The sequence below is a fragment of the Achromobacter sp. SX5 genome, assembly GCF_056711425.1.
Genome location: NZ_CM160041.1, coordinates 3,832,862 through 3,848,687 on the forward strand (window position 1 = coordinate 3,832,862; position 15,826 = coordinate 3,848,687).

The 15,826-nt window shown below is 68.4% G+C and carries 13 protein-coding genes; 7 read left to right on the top strand and 6 right to left on the bottom strand.

The annotated features are described in order from the left end of the window. Positions 1 to 62: 62 nt before the first annotated feature. The 3 genes from styD to AC1M14_RS17990 form a co-directional block, all read right to left on the bottom strand. Entirely contained in the window at positions 63 to 1,568 is a 1,506-nt protein-coding gene (gene styD / locus AC1M14_RS17980) for a phenylacetaldehyde dehydrogenase StyD (protein ID WP_102771772.1), read from the bottom strand. A 187-nt stretch (positions 1,569 to 1,755) separates the two neighbouring features. Further along, positions 1,756 to 2,745 (bottom strand): quinone oxidoreductase family protein, encoded by a 990-nt coding sequence (locus tag AC1M14_RS17985; RefSeq protein WP_102771773.1) that lies wholly within the window; start codon positions 2,743 to 2,745, stop codon positions 1,756 to 1,758. A gap of 51 nt (positions 2,746 to 2,796) precedes the next feature. After that, positions 2,797 to 3,762 carry a DMT family transporter gene (locus tag AC1M14_RS17990; RefSeq protein WP_479730196.1) on the bottom strand — a complete coding sequence of 322 codons (966 nt, stop codon included), beginning with the start codon at positions 3,760 to 3,762 and terminating at the stop codon, positions 2,797 to 2,799. A 97-nt stretch (positions 3,763 to 3,859) separates the two neighbouring features. Between AC1M14_RS17990 and AC1M14_RS17995 the strand changes: the two genes are divergently transcribed. From AC1M14_RS17995 to AC1M14_RS18015, 5 genes are all read left to right on the top strand, one after another. Next, positions 3,860 to 4,756, top strand: a complete 897-nt coding sequence (locus tag AC1M14_RS17995) for a DMT family transporter (protein ID WP_111827280.1) — start codon at positions 3,860 to 3,862, stop codon at positions 4,754 to 4,756. 31 nt (positions 4,757 to 4,787) lie between these two features. Continuing rightward, positions 4,788 to 5,276: a MarR family winged helix-turn-helix transcriptional regulator gene (locus AC1M14_RS18000; RefSeq protein ID WP_479730197.1), complete on the top strand. Its 489-nt coding sequence runs from the start codon at positions 4,788 to 4,790 to the stop codon at positions 5,274 to 5,276. 106 nt (positions 5,277 to 5,382) lie between these two features. After that, complete coding sequence (locus AC1M14_RS18005; RefSeq protein WP_209164758.1) at positions 5,383 to 6,807, top strand: efflux transporter outer membrane subunit; 1,425 nt, start codon at positions 5,383 to 5,385, stop codon at positions 6,805 to 6,807. Between the two features lie 22 nt (positions 6,808 to 6,829). Continuing rightward, positions 6,830 to 8,023 (top strand): HlyD/EmrA/EmrK family protein, encoded by a 1,194-nt coding sequence (locus AC1M14_RS18010; RefSeq protein WP_111827219.1) that lies wholly within the window; start codon positions 6,830 to 6,832, stop codon positions 8,021 to 8,023. Then, entirely contained in the window at positions 8,020 to 9,633 is a 1,614-nt protein-coding gene (locus tag AC1M14_RS18015; protein WP_111827218.1) for a DHA2 family efflux MFS transporter permease subunit, read from the top strand. Before AC1M14_RS18010 ends, AC1M14_RS18015 begins: the two co-directional genes overlap by 4 nt. Before the next feature lie 111 nt (positions 9,634 to 9,744). Here the strand turns inward: AC1M14_RS18015 and AC1M14_RS18020 are convergent, their stop codons facing one another. The 3 genes from AC1M14_RS18020 to AC1M14_RS18030 all read right to left on the bottom strand — a co-directional run bounded on the left by AC1M14_RS18020 (position 9,745) and on the right by AC1M14_RS18030 (position 13,521). Continuing rightward, positions 9,745 to 10,704 (bottom strand): hypothetical protein, encoded by a 960-nt coding sequence (locus AC1M14_RS18020; RefSeq protein ID WP_111827217.1) that lies wholly within the window; start codon positions 10,702 to 10,704, stop codon positions 9,745 to 9,747. 33 nt (positions 10,705 to 10,737) lie between these two features. Then, positions 10,738 to 11,805: a tartrate dehydrogenase gene (locus AC1M14_RS18025; RefSeq protein WP_479730198.1), complete on the bottom strand. Its 1,068-nt coding sequence runs from the start codon at positions 11,803 to 11,805 to the stop codon at positions 10,738 to 10,740. Between the two features lie 192 nt (positions 11,806 to 11,997). Further along, on the bottom strand, positions 11,998 to 13,521 hold the full coding sequence (locus AC1M14_RS18030; RefSeq protein WP_111827216.1) for a helicase HerA-like C-terminal domain-containing protein: 1,524 nt from the start codon (positions 13,519 to 13,521) through the stop codon (positions 11,998 to 12,000). A gap of 172 nt (positions 13,522 to 13,693) precedes the next feature. Here AC1M14_RS18030 and AC1M14_RS18035 point away from each other — a divergent pair, with 172 nt between their 5' ends. Together AC1M14_RS18035 and purD are read left to right on the top strand one after the other, a co-directional pair. After that, entirely contained in the window at positions 13,694 to 14,425 is a 732-nt protein-coding gene (locus AC1M14_RS18035; protein WP_102771784.1) for a YebC/PmpR family DNA-binding transcriptional regulator, read from the top strand. An 89-nt stretch (positions 14,426 to 14,514) separates the two neighbouring features. Further along, positions 14,515 to 15,822 (top strand): phosphoribosylamine--glycine ligase, encoded by a 1,308-nt coding sequence (gene purD / locus AC1M14_RS18040; RefSeq protein WP_168202329.1) that lies wholly within the window; start codon positions 14,515 to 14,517, stop codon positions 15,820 to 15,822. Positions 15,823 to 15,826 lie beyond the last annotated feature (4 nt).

Here is a 15,826-nt window from a genome sequence, read left to right on the forward strand (position 1 = left end):
TCCCCTTGGTTCCGTGACGGCGCGGCCACCGGTATCTCCCGGTTTGGGCCGCGCCGCCGTTGTTAGTACGCCATGCAGACCGACTTCTTCTCCAGGTACAGATCCAGCACGGCGCGGCCGTGCTCGCGGCCAATGCCGGATTGCTTGAACCCGCCGAAAGGCATGTTCGGGTCCAGCATGTTGTGGGTGTTCACCCAGATGGTGCCGGCGTCGATGCGCGGGATCAGGCTTTGGACGCGGCCGAGGTCATTGCTCCACAGGCTCGCGCCCAGGCCGAAGGCGCTGTCGTTGGCCAGCCGCACGGCGTCGTCCAGGCTGTCGAAGGGCTGCGCCACGACCACGGGCCCGAAAATCTCTTCGCGCGCGATTCTTGCGTCGGATCGCAGGCCGGCAAAGACGGTGGGCTGCACGAAATAGCCTTGGCCCTCGCCGGCCGCGCCCCCCGCCAGCACCTGGCCGCCTTCGGCGCGCCCGAGACCGATGTAGTCCATGACGCGCCGCTGGTGGCGCGCCGAAACCAGCGGACCGATCTGCGTGGCCGGATCGAAGCCCGAGCCCAGCTTCATACCGGCGGCCAGGTCGGCCAGCCCCTGCACGACCTTGGCGTACAAGCCCTTCTGCACGTAGAGCCGCGAGCCGGCCGTGCACACCTGGCCCTGGTTGAAGAAAATGGCGGCGGCGGCGCCCTGCACGGCGCGGTCGACGTCGCAATCGTCCAGCACGATCACCGGGGACTTGCCGCCCAGCTCCAGCGACACCCGCTTCATGTCGTCCATCGCGGCGCGGCCGATCAGCTTGCCCACCTCGGTGGAGCCGGTGAACGCGATCTTGTCGACGCCGGGATGGGCGACCAGCGCCGCGCCCGCCGTTTCACCGCGGCCCGTCACGACATTGACCACGCCGGGCGGGAAACCCGCTTCCAGCACCAGTTCGGCCAGACGCAGCGCGGTCAACGGGGTTTCCTCGGCGGGCTTGAGCACCACGGTGCAGCCGGCCGCCAACGCCGGCGCGATCTTCCAGATCGCCATCAGCAGCGGGAAATTCCAGGGAACGATCGCGCCGACCACGCCCACGGGCTGCGGCAAGGTCTGGGCGCTGTACCGGACGCCCGGCGGAAACGGAATGGACAGCGACAGCGTATCGCCGGTGATCTTGGTGGCCCAGCCCGCCATGTAGCGCAGCCACTGCGCGCCGGACCCGACCTCCAGCGCCTGCGCCACCCCCAGCAGCTTGCCATTGTTGAGCGTTTCCAGGCGGGCCAGCTCGTCGCCATGCTGCTCGACGAGGTCCGCCAGCTTCAGCAGCAGGCGTTCGCGGCCGGCGGGCAGCATATCGCGCCAGGGCCCGGCGTCGAATGCGCGCCTGGCGGCCTGCACCGCCTGGTCGATCTGGGCGGGACCGGCGTCCGGCTGGTGCGCGATCACCTGGCCAGTGGCGGGATCGTGCACGGCGATGGGCTGGCCCTGCCCTTCGCGCACGGGCTCGCCGTCGATCAGCATGGACTCTCTGATGGCGCCCAGTTCCGGGCGATCGGCGGGAACGGCAGAGGAAACGCTTGCAGCAGGCATTCGGAACTCCAGCGAAGAGGTCGGAGCCAGAATAGCAACGGTGTCTGCGGCTGGCTTGTCGGGCCGTGCATGGCGATTTGTCATTCTGCGCACGGCCGGCGCGAAAAAAAACCGGCAGGAACGCGGAGTCGCGCCCCTGCCGGTCCCGCGCGGCCCCTGCCCGGGGCCGCGCGCCGTCATCCCCGCCTCAATCCAGCATCAGCACCGTGGCGCCCGTGGTCTTGCGCCCGGCCAGCGCCGTCTGCGCTTCACCGGCCTGTTCCAGCGTGTAGCGCTGGTCGATGCGGACCTTGATCTTCTTCTTCAGGACCAGGTCGAACAGTTCTTCGGAAGCGGCCTGCAGCTTGGCCAGCGTGTTGACGTGGATGCCCAGCGAGGGCCGGGTCACGTACAGGCTGCCCTTCTGGTTCAGCGTCGCCAGGTTGACGCCCGACACCGGGCCGGAGGCGTTGCCGAAGCTGACCATCAGGCCGCGCGGCTCGATGCAGTCCAGCGAGGTTTCCCAGGTGTCCTTGCCCACGCCGTCATAGACCACCGGCACCTTCTTGCCGCCAGTCAGTTCCAGCACGCGCTCGACCACGTTTTCGCGCGAGTAGTCGATGGTTTCCCAGGCGCCGTTGGCGCGGGCCAGTTCGGCCTTCTCGGGGCTGGAGACCGTGCCGATCAGCTTCACGCCCAGCGCGCGGGCCCATTGGCAGGCGATCAGGCCCACCCCGCCGGCGGCGGCGTGGAACAGAATGGTTTCGCCGCCCTGCAGGCGGTAGGTCTGGCGGAACAGGTACTGCACGGTCAGGCCCTTGAGCATCAGCGCGGCGGCCTCGTCGAAACCGATGCCCTTGGGCACCTTGACGACCTGGGCGGCGGGCACGTTGCGCGCCTCGGCGTAGGCGCCGATGGGGCTTTGGCCATAGGCGACGCGGTCGCCCTTCTTCAGGTGCTTGACGTCGGCGCCCACCGCGGTCACCTCGCCCGCGCCCTCGAAGCCCAGCCCGTGGGGCAGCGGGTGCGGATACAAGCCCGTGCGGTAATAGATATCGATGAAGTTCAGGCCGGCGGCGTGCTGCCGGATGGTGACTTCGTTGGCGGCGGGCGGCGGAACCTCCACCTCGGCCAGCTTCAGGACTTCGGGACCACCGTGCTGCTCGATACGAATTGCCTTGACGAGATTGCTGGCCATGCGGGCCTCCTTTCAATGGAAATAATGCGAACTAAGCGACAAAAACCGGATTCAACGCCCTGGCCGCGCCTCGCCCCGCTTGGCGGGCGCCGCGCCCCCCATCAAGGCGAACACGCCGGCCAGCACCAGGACCGTGCCTGCCATCTGCCACACCGTGATCGGCTCGTGCAGGAACCATGAGGCCAGGAACAGCACCGACACCGGCCCCACCATGCCCAGCAGCGAGGCGGTGGGCGCGCCGATCAGCGCCACCGCCCACATCAGCATGAACACCGGCACCACGGTGTTGATCGTGGCGTGGATCACGGAATAGCCGTAGACCCCCGCCGGCTGGATCAGCATGGACGGCGGATGCACGGCGAAGAACTGAACGATGCAGGCCACGCACGAGACCGTCATGGCATAGGCCACCAGCCGCGTCGCGCCGATCCGCTTGACCAGTTCCCCCGAACAGATCAGGTACACAGAATAGCTTGCGGCCGACCCGAAAACGAATAAAGACCCCAGGAAGACCTCGCTTCCGCCGAAGGACAGGTCGTGCGCGAACACCAGCACCACGCCGGCGTAAGACAGCACCATGGCCATCCACTGGCGGCGCTCGATCGGGCGCTTGAACCAGAAGGCCGACAGCAGCACCACCAGCGAGGGCGAGAGAAACAGGATCAACCGCTCCAGGCTGGCCGTGACGTAGCGCAGCCCCAGGAAGTCCAGGAAGCTCGACAGGTAATAACCCAGCAGCCCCAGCACGCAGACCTGCAGGCGCTCTTTGGGCGTCAGGCGCACGATCTCGCCGCGCGCGGCGCGGCGCGACTGGGCCCAGGCCACGGCCGCGAAGAACGGCATGGCGAACAGCATGCGAAACGCGATGAGCGTGACCGCGTCGATGCCGTAGCGATAGGTGAATTTGACGACGATGGCCTTGGCCGAAAACAGCACCGCGCCCAGGGTTGCCATGATGAATCCGGCCGCGCGGCTGGAGGGACGGGAAAACGGCGAAAACTCGGCAAGGCGATTCATGCGATGATTTTATGTTCAGTGCAAAAATAAATGCACGCTCGGCGCCATACTTTTCTCGTGCCGGCGCCCCGCTTCCATGCATTCCAACCTGCCTCGCATGACCAGACACCGCGCCCTGACCTACATCCACATCGCCGCCGTGCTCTTCGGCCTGACCGGCGTCTTCGGCGAACTGATCCAGGCCAGCGCCGCCGTCATCACGCTGGGACGCGCCGTGTTCGCGGTGCTCGCGCTGGGCGTTTTCGCCCGCATGCGGCGCAAACCCCTGCTGGGCGCGCTGACCCCGGCGCAGCTGTTCGTGCTGGTGGTGGCGGGCGTGCTGCTGGCGGTGCACTGGGTCACGTTCTTCATTTCGGTCAAGGTCGGCGGCATCGCCATCGCGACGCTGGGCTTCGCCAGTTTTCCGGCCTTCATCACACTGTTCGAAGGCCTGCTGTTTCGCGAACGCATCCGGCTGGCCGAATGGCTGCTGCTGGGCCTGGTGACCGCCGGCCTGGTGCTGGTCACGCCCTCGTTCGACCTGGCCGACCAGGGCACCATCGGCCTGGCCTGGGGCCTGCTGTCGGGCCTGAGCTTCGCGCTGCTGGCGCTGAGCAACCGCCGCTCGGCCTCGGGCATGGACCCGATGCAGGTGGCCTGCTGGCAGAACCTGGTCGTGGCGCTGGTGCTGCTGCCGTTCGCCGCCGGCCAGCTGCCCGCGCTGCCGGCCCTGGACCTGTTCTGGCTGGCGCTGCTGGGCATCTTCTGCACCGGGCTGTCGCACTACCTGTTCGTCTCCAGCCTGACGCGGCTCAACGCCCGCAGCGCCGGGCTGGTCATCGCGCTGGAGCCGGTCTACGCCATCGCCTTCGCCTGGGCGCTGTTCAGCCAGCAGCCCACGCCGCGCATGATGGCCGGGGCCGCGCTGATCGTGGCCGCCATCGTCTGGTCGGGCCTGCGCAAGCAGCCCCCGGCAGGCGCGCAGGCAGAGGCTGCCATGAAAGCACAACCTTGACAATAACTGACTAGGCAGTAAAATTCGGCGCATGAATGCCGCGCCGCCTCCTTCTTCCACGCCCGATACCCCCGTCCACTACCGCAGCGATACCCGCTGCATGATGGAGGAAAACGCCGGCTTCCTGATCAAGCAGGTCCACCATTCCCTGAACCGCATGCTGGACCAGGAAATGGCGCCGCTGGATCTCACCGCCATGCAATGGCGCCCCATCGCGCTGGTGTACCTGGGCCGCGCCGACACGCCGGCTGAGCTGGCCCGGCTCAACGGCATGGACACCGGCGCCATGACCCGCGCCCTGGACCGCCTCGAGGCCAAGGGCCTGCTGCGGCGCACGCGCAGCCAGGAAGACCGCCGCGTGGTCAAGATCGAACTCACCGAACTGGGAGAGGCCAAGGCGCGCGAGATCCCGGCCAACATCGCCCGCTCGCTCAACCATCACCTGCGCGGATTTTCGGCCGACGAAGTCTCCCAGCTCATGCATTACCTGCGCCGCATGCTGGCCAACGGCTCGGCCTGAGGCCGCCGGGGCGGGCACGCCCCCCCTGCATCGCAGGGGCCTTTTTTGGCATAATGCCTGCCTAGGCAAATACAGATCAATCAATCATTTTCAGCTTACCGTCAGGATGAAACGCCTTTTCTCTACTGCTGTATTGGTGCTGGCCCTCGGCGGCTGCGCGCTGATCGAGCCCGGGCCCGAACCCGTGGCGGCGCTGGACGCGGCCAAGCTGGGGCTCACCGCCCAGGACGCCGACTGGCCCACCGACCGCTGGTGGCAGCGCTACGGCGATCCGCAGCTCGACGCCCTGCTGGACGAGGCGCTGGCAAACAACCCTTCGATGAGCGCGGCCCAGGCGCGCCTGGCGCGGGCCAACGCCGCCGTCAGTTCGGCGCGCGCGCCGCTGCTGCCGCGCGTGGACGCCAACTACACCCTGACGCGCGAGCACCTGTCCAAGGACTACATCTACCCGGCGCCGATGGGCGGCTCGGTGGTCAGCGACAACCGGCTGGCGCTGGACTTCAGCTACGAGCTGGACTTCTGGGGCAAGAACCGCTCGCGCCTGAAGGCGGCGGTCTCGGAACAGCAGGCCGCCGCGGCCGACGCCCAGGCGGCGCGCAACCTGCTGGCCAGCGCCACGGTGCGGGCCTACCTGAACCTGCAGAACGCCTTCGCCCAGCGCGACGTGCTCCAGCGAGTGCTGGCGCAGCGCGCCGAAGTGCTGGAACTGACCCAGGGCCGCTACGGCGCCGGGCTGGACACGCAGGTGGAGGTCAAACAGGCGGAATCCTCGCTGGCCGCCGGCAAGGTCGAGCTGACCCAGACCGAAACCACGCTGGCCCAACTGCGCAACCAGGTCGCGGCGCTGGCTGGCGCCGGACCGCAGCGCGGACAGTCCCTGACGCCGGTCGCGCTGACCGCGCCGGCCGGCGGCCTGCCGGCCAGCGTGCCGCTGGACCTGCTGGGCCATCGTCCCGACGTCGCCGCCGCCAAGTGGCGCGCCGAAGCCGCCCGCCACGCCATCGACAGCGCCAAGGCCGAGTTCTATCCCAACGTGAACCTGGTGGCCTTCGCCGGCTTCCAGGCCATGGGCACCGGCAACCTGCTGGGCGCCGACGCCCGCATGGCCGGGTTCGGCCCGGCGGTCACGCTGCCGATCTTCCACGGCGGCGAACTCAACGCCAATCTGGCCGGCCGCCGCGCCGACGCCGACCTGGCCGTCTCGGACTACAACCAGACCGTGCTGGACGCGGTGCGCCAGGTGGCCGACGCGCTCGACGCCCTGCGCCTGCTGGACCGCGAAAAGGCCGAGCAGCGCCAGGCCCGCGAAGCCATCGACGCGGCCTACGACCTGGCCGTCAAGCGCTACAAGGCCGGCATGGGCAACTACATCTCCGTGCTCATCGCGCAGACCGGCGTGCTGACTCAGGCGCGCCTGGAAACCGATCTGCGCATCCGCGCCTACCAGCTCGACGCCAACCTGGCCAATGCCCTGGGCGGAGGCTACGTCCCCGCCGCCGGGTCCGAACCCGCCACGTCTTCCACTCATTGAACGCTCCCCGGATTCAGACGTCATGACCGCTGCCACTCCCGCCGCCAATCCCGCCCGTAAACGCCTGCTGCTGCTGGCCACCGGGGCCTTCATACTCGTCGCGATCGCCTACGGCATCTGGTGGGTGCTGTTCGGCGCCCACTTCGAAAGCACCGACGACGCCTACGTGCACGGCAACCTGGTGCAGATCACGCCCCAGGTGCCTGGCACGGTCGTGGCCATCGAGGCCGACGACACGGAAACCGTCGCCGCCGGCCAGCCGCTGGTGCGGCTGGACCCCGCCGACACCGACGTGGCCCTGCAACAGGCCCAGGCCAAGCTCGCGCAGACCGTGCGCCAGGTGCGCACCATCTATGTCCAGAACGACGCGCTGGCCGCCGACGTGGACCTGCGCCGCGCCGACATCCTGCGCGCGGAGGCTGAACTCAACCGCGCCCAGAGCGACGTCAAGCGCCGCCAGCTGCTGGCCAAGTCTGGCGGCGTCAGCGGCGAGGAAATCCTGCACGCCGAAGTCGCGCTGAAGTCGGCCCAGTCCGGCCTGGCCCAGGCGCGCGCCGCGCTGGCGGCCTCGCGCGCCAAGCTGGAGACCAACCAGGCCCTGACCCAGGGCACCACGGTGGCCGAGCATCCCGACGTGCGCCAGGCCGAGGCTGGCCTGCGCAACGCCTGGCTGGCGCAGTCGCGCACCGTGCTGCCCGCGCCGGTGGCCGGCATCGTGGCCCGGCGCAGCGTGCAGGTCGGCCAGCGGGTCGCCCCCGGCTCGGCGCTGATGACGGTGGTGCCGCTGGACCAGGTCTGGGTGGAAGCGAATTTCAAGGAAGGCCAGCTGCGCAAGATGCGCATCGGCCAGCCGGCCAAGCTGGTGGCCGACCTGTACGGCAGCTCGGTGACCTATCACGGCACCGTCGCCGGCCTGGACGCCGGCACCGGCAGCGCCTTCGCGCTGCTGCCGGCCCAGAACGCCACCGGCAACTGGATCAAGGTGGTGCAGCGCGTGCCCGTGCGCATCGCGCTGGACCCGGAAGACCTGAAAAAGCACCCGCTGCGCGTGGGCCTGTCGATGGACGTGGAAGTCGACGTGGGCAAGCAGGAAGGCGAGCCGCTGACGCAGGCCGAACGTAAGGAGCCGGTCTGGTCGACCCGCGCCTTCGAGCCGGCCCATGACGAAGTCGACGCCATGATCGCCAGAATCATCAAGGCCAACCTCGCATCATGAACGCCACCGCCCAGCCCGCGGGCGCGGCAGCCGCCCCCCAGCCCGCCCGGCCACCGGGCGCCCATCCGCCGCTCGAAGGCGCGACCCGCATCATCGGTTCGATCGCGCTGTCGACCGCGGTGTTCATGAACGTGCTGGACACCTCGATCGCGAACGTGTCCATCCCCACCATCTCGGGCGACCTGGGCGTCAGCACCAGCCAGGGCACCTGGGTCATCACCTCGTTTGCCGTCGCCAACGCCATCACGGTGCCGCTGACCGGCTGGCTGACGCAGCGCTTCGGCCAGGTGCGCCTGTTCCTGATCTCGACGCTGCTATTCGTGCTGGCCTCGTGGCTTTGCGGCTTCTCGCCGTCGCTGGAGGCGCTGATCGCGTTCCGCGTGCTGCAGGGCGCGGTCGCCGGCCCCATGATCCCGCTGTCGCAGGCGCTGATGCTGGCCAGCTTCCCCAAGTCCAAGTCGGGCATGGCGCTGGCGGTCTGGTCCATGACCACGCTGGTCGCGCCCGTGGCCGGGCCGCTGCTGGGCGGCTGGATCTCCGACAACTACACCTGGCCGTGGATCTTCTACATCAACGTGCCGGTGGGCCTGCTGGCCGCCTGGATCAGCTGGCGCATCTACGGCAACCGCGAATCGCAGACCCGCAAGCTGCCGATCGACAAGGTGGGCCTGGCGCTGCTGGTGGTCTGGGTGGGCGCGCTGCAGATCATGCTGGACAAGGGCAAGGAACTGGACTGGTTCGCCAGCTCCACCATCATCGCGCTGGCCGCGATCGCCTTCGTGGCCTTCGTTTTCTTCCTGATCTGGGAACTGACCGACGCCCACCCCGTGGTGGACCTGCGGCTCTTCAAGATCCGCAACTTCACGGTCGGCGCGCTGACGCTGGCGGTGGCCTACGGCGTGTTCTTCGGCAACGTGGTGCTGCTGCCGCTATGGCTGCAAAGCAATATGGGCTATACGGCCACCTACGCCGGCCTGGTGACCGCGCCGGTGGGCCTGCTGGCCATCCTGCTCACGCCCATCGTCGGCCGGATGCTGGCCACGCGCGACCCGCGCCAGATCGTGACGGTGGCCTTCCTGATCTTCGCGCTGGTGTGCTTCATGCGCTCGGGCTTCAATACGCAGACCGACGTGCGCACCCTGATGACGCCGACCATCATCCAGGGCGCGGCGATGGCGGCCTTCTTCGTGCCGCTGACCGCGATCACGCTCACCAGCATCGAGCCATGGCGCATTCCCGCGGCCTCGGGCCTGTCGAACTTCCTGCGCCTGACCGCCGGCGCGTTCGGCACCTCGATCTCCACCACGCTGTGGGAAAACCGCGCCACCATGCACCACGCCCAGCTGACCGAAGCGGCCCGCCCCGGCGAGCCGGCCTTCGACCATACGCTGAACACGCTGCAGAACAGCCTGGGCGTGTCGCACCAGCAGGCGCTCAGCATGATAGACGGCATGATCAACGGCCAGGCCTTCACCATGTCGGCGCTGGACGTGTTCTACGCGTCGGCGATCATCTTCCTGGCATTGACCGGACTGGTATGGTTCGCGCGCCCGCGCTCGGCCCAGGGCGGCGGCGGCGGCGCAGCCGAGGCGGCAGCCGGAGCACATTGATTGGGTCCCCCCCTACCCGCTGACGCGGGCCCCCCAGGGGGCGGCACTGGCGGACCGGCGGAGCCGGATCCGCTGTGCCCCCGATCGGGCGGCGGTGTTTGCCGGCGAGGGTTATTCCTTTAGCAAGGTCTGCCAGTCTAGGCGTTCGATGATGTCGGCCGACAGCGCGCTGATGGGCGACAGGTTGAACACCGAGACGCCCCGGGCGCGCCATTGCGCGGACGCGAAGCGGAAGGACGGCTCGATCAGCTGGGCGAAATTGCGCGCCAGCCGGCTGGCCTGGGGCGTCTGCCCCTCGTCGTAGAAACGCAGCCCGTTCTGCAGCGTCAGGTCCAGCCCGTGCACGTAGATCTGGCGGGCGCCGCCCGAGATCAGCACCTGCAGGGCCGCATAGGCCACGGTGTCGGCGTCGAACACGCCGAGCGCCGCGTCGAAGCTGTAGCCCAGCCCCTGCTTGGCGTCCAGCAGCTGCACGTCGGGCGTGACCGCGGCCATGCGCTTGAGGACGGACGGCGCGGCGCTGCGCTGGTAGGCGCGCTCGGAAATCAATTCGATGATGCAGACGCGGCAGCGGATCGATTCCTGCGGGATGCCCTGCATGATGTAGCGCAGCACCTCGGGCAGGACGTAAAGCGTCAGGTCGCGCGAGACGATTTCACGCACCAGGTCGATGCGGTCCCTGACGAAATTCTGGTCGATGATGCAGTAGTACTTGAACGGCAGGTCGAACTTGCGCGCCAGCGCGATGGCGCCGTTGACGCCCATGGCGGCGCGGATGTCGAGCCGGTCGTAGGGGATCTGGGCGACCGAGGGGCCGCTCAGGATCAGATGCATGGTGACGTCGGCGGGGTCGTATCCCTGCCGCAGCGGCGTGACCGGCAGCGAGCGCCCGAAGGCGCGAAACCCGCAAATCGCGCCGGCGCGGTCGCGCCAGATCCGGACGAAGGGCCACAAATGCTGGTTGTGCCGCTGCGTGCGCGAGCGCAGCAAGCGGAAAAGCTTGCGCACGAACCGGTCAGCCCGCCCGCCGCCCACATGGACGGCGGGGGAGGAAAAAGCCGAATCTTCCATCTACTAGCCTAAAGCCCTGAGCTCGGGCCGCCCTCAGCCGGCCGCGATCAGCGACGCGATCGCGCTGCCGACCTCGGCGGTCGAGGCATTGCCCTGCATGTCCCGCGTGCGCGGGCCTTCGGCCAATACCGTTTCGATCGCCTTGACGACGGCGGCCGAAGCCTCGGGGTAACCCAGGAAATCGAGCATCAGCGCCCCGCTCCAGATCTGGCCGATCGGATTGGCGATGCCCTTGCCATAAATGTCCGGCGCCGAACCGTGCACCGGCTCGAACAGGGACGGGAACTTGCGGTCGGGGTTCAGGTTGGCCGACGGCGCGATACCGATGGTCCCGGTGCAGGCCGGTCCCAGGTCGGACAGGATGTCGCCGAACAGGTTGGAGGCCACCACCACGTCGAACCAGTCGGGGTGCTGCACGAAGTGCGCGCACAGGATGTCGATGTGGTATTTGTCCCAGCGCACGTCGGGATAGCTCCGCGCCACGTCGGCCACGCGCTCGTCCCACCACGGCATGGAAATCGAAATGCCGTTGGACTTGGTGGCCGCGGTCAGGTGCTTGCCGCGCTTTTGCGCCAGCTCGAACGCGAACTTCAGGACGCGGTCGGCGCCCACGCGGGTGAACACGCTTTCCTGGATGACGACTTCGCGCTCGGTGCCGGCGAACAGGCGGCCGCCGCTGTTGGAGTACTCACCCTCGGTGTTCTCGCGCACGATGTAGAAATCGATCTCGCCGGGCTTGCGGTCCTTGAGCGGCGACGGCACGCCGGGCATCAGGCGCACCGGGCGCAGGTTGATGTACTGGTCGAATTCGCGGCGGAACTTGAACAGCGAACCCCACAGCGCCTCGTGGTCGGGCACGGTGGCGGGCCAGCCGATGGCGCCGAAGAAAATGGCTTCGTGCTGGCCGATACGGGCTTGCCAGTCGTCCGGCATCATGGCGCCGTGCTTGGCGTAATAGTCGCAGCTCCAGTCGAAATGGTCCCACTGGAAATCGATGCCGAAGCGCGTGGCCACCGCGTCCAGCACTTTCAGGCCTTCGGGCACGACTTCCTTGCCGATTCCGTCTCCGGGGATTACTGCAATCTTGTGTTTCTTTGACACCGCGTCTTCCTCTGTTTTTTACCGGGTCCGCCTGTGGAAAAGGCTACGGAAAGCCTTGCGCAGACCCTGGGGAATGCCCCGCCCGAAATGATAGACACAAACGGGCACGGCGCAACACCCTCGCTTACCGCAGCCGCTGCGACAGCCCGCCCTTTTACAAAAAACCCGTTTCGAGCCGCTACCCGATCCGCCTCAGCGCCGGCCCTTGGAGCCCAGCAGGGACCCGAGTATGCCGCGGGTCAGCTCGCGCGCGATCGAGCGCATGGTGCTCTTGGCCACGCTCTGGACGATGCCGTCGCGCTTGCCGCCGCGCGGTCCGGTCGAGCCGAACAGCACATCGTTCAGGCTGTCCATCAGCCCGCCGCCGGCATCGGCCGGCGCCTGGCCGGCGCCCTGCCCGGCCTCGGGCTGCGCGCCCGGCGCCGCCTCGGCCGGCTTGGCCGCGCGTCCGGCCAGCACCTCGTAGGCCGATTCGCGGTCGATGGCTTTTTCGTACTTGGCGGCCAGCGTGCTGCCCTGGCGCAGCGCCTGGCGCTCGGCGTCGGTGGCCGGGCCGATGCGGCTGGCCGGCGGCACGATGTAGGCGCGCTCGGTGGGCATGGGGCGGCCCTTGGCGTCCAGCAGCGACACCAGGGCCTCGCCCACGCCCAGTTCGGTGATGGCCGCCTCGATGTCCAGGCCGGGATTGGGCCGCATGGTCTGCGCCGCCGTCTTCACCGCCTTCTGGTCGCGCGGCGTGAAGGCGCGCAGCGCGTGCTGCACGCGGTTGCCGAGCTGGCCCAGCACCGTATCGGGAATGTCCAGCGGGTTCTGCGTCACGAAATAGACGCCCACGCCCTTGGAGCGGACCAGCCGCACCACCTGCTCGATCTTGTTCAGCAGCGCGGCCGGGGCGTCGTTGAACAGCAAATGCGCCTCGTCGAAAAAGAACACCAGCTTGGGCTGGTCCATGTCGCCCACCTCGGGCAGCTTTTCGTACAGGTCGGCCAGCAGCCACAGCAGGAAAATCGCGTACAGGCGCGGCGCCTGCATCAGCTTGTCGGCGGCCAGCACGTTGACCATGCCGCGGCCCTGGGCGTCGGTGCGCATCAGGTCGGCCACGTCCAGCATCGGCTCGCCGAAGAAGCGCTCCGCCCCCTGGGACTCCAGGGCCAGGAGGCCGCGCTGGATGGCGCCGATGCTGGCCGAGGACACGTTGCCGTAGCGCGTCTTGAGCTGCGCCGCGCGGTCGGCCACGTCCTGGAGCATGGCGCGCAGGTCTTTCAGGTCCAGCAGCAGCTGCCCTTCGTCGTCGGCCACCTTGAACACCAGCGTCAGCACGCCTTCCTGGGTGTCGTTCAGCTCCAGGATGCGCGACAGCAGCAGCGGCCCCATGTCGGACACGGTGGCGCGCACCGGCAGCCCCTGCTCGCCGAACACGTCCCAGAGCGTCACCGGGCTGGCGCCCCAGGCCGGCTCGTCCAGGCCCAGGTTCTTGAGGCGTTCCATGAGCTTGGGGCTGGCCGTGCCGGCCTGCGAAATACCGGTCAGGTCGCCCTTGACGTCGGCCATGAACACCGGCGTGCCGATGCGGGAAAAGGACTCGGCCAGCACCTGCAGCGTCACCGTCTTGCCGGTGCCCGTGGCGCCGGTGATGCAGCCGTGCCGGTTGGCCAGGGCGGGCAGCAGCGCCAGCTCGGCCTGGGCGTTCTTGGCGATGACGATGGGGTTGGGCATGGGCGGCTCTCCGGACCTGGAAACTGAGGGATGCCCAAGTGTAGAGCCTCGCGCGCGGCTTGTGCGCGTGGCAATAAGGGTACAGGCGGGCGGGCTTGCGGCCGGCCCTCGGGCGCGCGGCCCGCCGTCACGGTAAAATGCCATTTTTGCAGACAATTTATCCTGGGAAGCCATGGCCGGACACAGCAAATGGGCCAATATTCAGCACCGCAAAGGGCGCCAAGACGCCAAGCGCGGCAAGCTCTGGACCAAGATCATTCGTGAAATCACCGTGGCGGCGCGCGCCGGCGGCCCCGACCCCGACAGCAATCCGCGTCTGCGCATGGCCTGGGACAAGGCCACCGACGCCAACATGCCCAAGGACAACATCCAGCGCGCCATCCAGCGCGGGGCGGGCGGCGCCGACGGCGACGCCTACGAGGAAGTGCGCTACGAAGGCTACGGCATCGGCGGCGCGGCGGTGATCGTCGACTGCATGACCGACAACCGCACCCGCACCGTCGCCGAAGTGCGCCACGCCTTCGCCAAGAACGGCGGCAACCTGGGCCAGGAAGGCTCGGTGGCCTTCATGTTCAAGCATTGCGGCCAGTTCGTGTTCGCGCCCGGCACCTCCGAAGACAAGGTCATGGAAGCCGCCCTCGAGGCCGGCGCCGAAGACGTGACCACCGACGAGGAAGGCGTGATCGAAGTGGTCTGCGCGCCGGCCGACTACGCCGCCGTGCGCCGCGCCTTCGACGAGGCCGGCCTGAAGGCCGAAGTCGACGGCATCGTCATGAAGGCCCTGAACGAAACCGAACTGGCCGGCGAAGACGCCGTCAAGATGCAGAAACTGCTCGACGCCCTGGAAGGCCTGGACGACGTGCAGGAAGTCTATACCACCGTCGTTTTCGACGAAGCGCAGTAAATCCTCCCTCCCCTGCGCTGCGTCGCGGGGGTGTTAATCGGGGCCGGGCCATCCCGGCCCCGAATGGCTATCTTCAGACTCACCCCAACATGAAACTCCTGGTTATTGGCTCGGGCGGCCGCGAACATGCCCTCGCCTGGCGGCTGGCCCGCTCCCCGCGCGTACACAAGGTGTACGTCGCCCCGGGCAACGGCGGCACGCAACGGGCCGAGCAGATGGAGAACATCCCGCTCACCAATGCCGAGGAACTGGCCGATTTCGTGCAGCGCGAAGGCGTGGCCCTCACCGTGGTCGGCCCCGAAGCGCCGCTGGCCGCCGGCGTCGTGGACGTGTTCCGCGCCCGCGGCCTGAAAATCTTCGGCCCGACCAAGGCCGCCGCCCAGCTGGAGAGCTCCAAGGATTACGCCAAGGCCTTCATGGTGCGGCACAACATCCCCACCGCCCGCTACCAGACCTTCACCGACCCGGCCCAGGCGCATGCCTACATCGACCAGGAAGGCGCCCCCATCGTGATCAAGGCCGACGGCCTGGCCGCGGGCAAGGGCGTGGTGGTCGCCGCCACGCTCGAAGAGGCGCACGCCGCCATCGACGCCATGCTGGGCGACGGCTCCATGGGCGAGGCCGGCGCGCGCGTGGTCATCGAGGAATGCCTGGTGGGCGAGGAAGCCAGCTTCATCGTCATGTGCGACGGCCGCAACGTGCTGGCCCTGGCCACCAGCCAGGACCACAAGCGCCTGCTCGACGGCGACCAGGGGCCCAACACCGGCGGCATGGGCGCCTATTCGCCCGCGCCCATCGTCACCCCCGAACTGCACCACCGCATCATGCGCGAAATCATCCTGCCGACCGTGCAGGGCATGGCGCGCGACGGCATTCCGTACACCGGCTTCCTGTACGCCGGCCTGATGATCGCCCCCGGCGACGACCCCGACCGCGCCATCAAGACGCTGGAATTCAACTGCCGCATGGGCGACCCGGAAACCCAGCCCATCATGATGCGGGTCAAGAGCGACCTGCTCGACGCCCTGGAACATGCCGTCGAGGGCACGCTGGACCAGGCCGACATCGTCTGGGACCGCCGCACCGCGCTGGGCGCCGTGCTGGCCGCGCACAACTACCCGGGCACGCCGCGTACCGGCGACGCCATCCGCGGCCTGCCGGCCGACGCCGAGGATTGCATGGTGTTCCACGCCGCCACCCGGATCGAGGACGGCGAGATCAAGACCACCGGCGGCCGCGTGCTGTGCGTCACGGCCCTGGGCGACTCGGTCAAGATGGCCCGCGACCGCGTCTACGAAACCATAGACGGCGTGCACTTCGACGGCCGCCAGTACCGCAGCGACATCGGCTGGCGCGCGCTCAAGCCCTCGCAGCAGAAGTCCAAGTCCAACGCCTGACCGG

Bases quoted from the DNA above. Each gene is read 5' to 3' on its own strand.
- AC1M14_RS18030 (WP_111827216.1), bottom strand. From the start codon at position 13,521: ATGCCCAACCCCATCGTCATCGCCAAGAACGCCCAGGCCGAGCTGGCG.
- AC1M14_RS18000 (WP_479730197.1), top strand. From the start codon at position 4,788: ATGAATGCCGCGCCGCCTCCTTCTTCCACGCCCGATACCCCCGTCCAC.
- AC1M14_RS17990 (WP_479730196.1), bottom strand. From the start codon at position 3,762: ATGAATCGCCTTGCCGAGTTTTCGCCGTTTTCCCGTCCCTCCAGCCGC.
- AC1M14_RS18010 (WP_111827219.1), top strand. From the start codon at position 6,830: ATGACCGCTGCCACTCCCGCCGCCAATCCCGCCCGTAAACGCCTGCTG.
- AC1M14_RS17995 (WP_111827280.1), top strand. From the start codon at position 3,860: ATGACCAGACACCGCGCCCTGACCTACATCCACATCGCCGCCGTGCTC.
- purD (WP_168202329.1), top strand. From the start codon at position 14,515: ATGAAACTCCTGGTTATTGGCTCGGGCGGCCGCGAACATGCCCTCGCC.
- AC1M14_RS18005 (WP_209164758.1), top strand. From the start codon at position 5,383: ATGAAACGCCTTTTCTCTACTGCTGTATTGGTGCTGGCCCTCGGCGGC.
- AC1M14_RS18020 (WP_111827217.1), bottom strand. From the start codon at position 10,704: ATGGAAGATTCGGCTTTTTCCTCCCCCGCCGTCCATGTGGGCGGCGGG.
- styD (WP_102771772.1), bottom strand. From the start codon at position 1,568: ATGCCTGCTGCAAGCGTTTCCTCTGCCGTTCCCGCCGATCGCCCGGAA.
- AC1M14_RS18035 (WP_102771784.1), top strand. From the start codon at position 13,694: ATGGCCGGACACAGCAAATGGGCCAATATTCAGCACCGCAAAGGGCGC.
- AC1M14_RS17985 (WP_102771773.1), bottom strand. From the start codon at position 2,745: ATGGCCAGCAATCTCGTCAAGGCAATTCGTATCGAGCAGCACGGTGGT.
- AC1M14_RS18015 (WP_111827218.1), top strand. From the start codon at position 8,020: ATGAACGCCACCGCCCAGCCCGCGGGCGCGGCAGCCGCCCCCCAGCCC.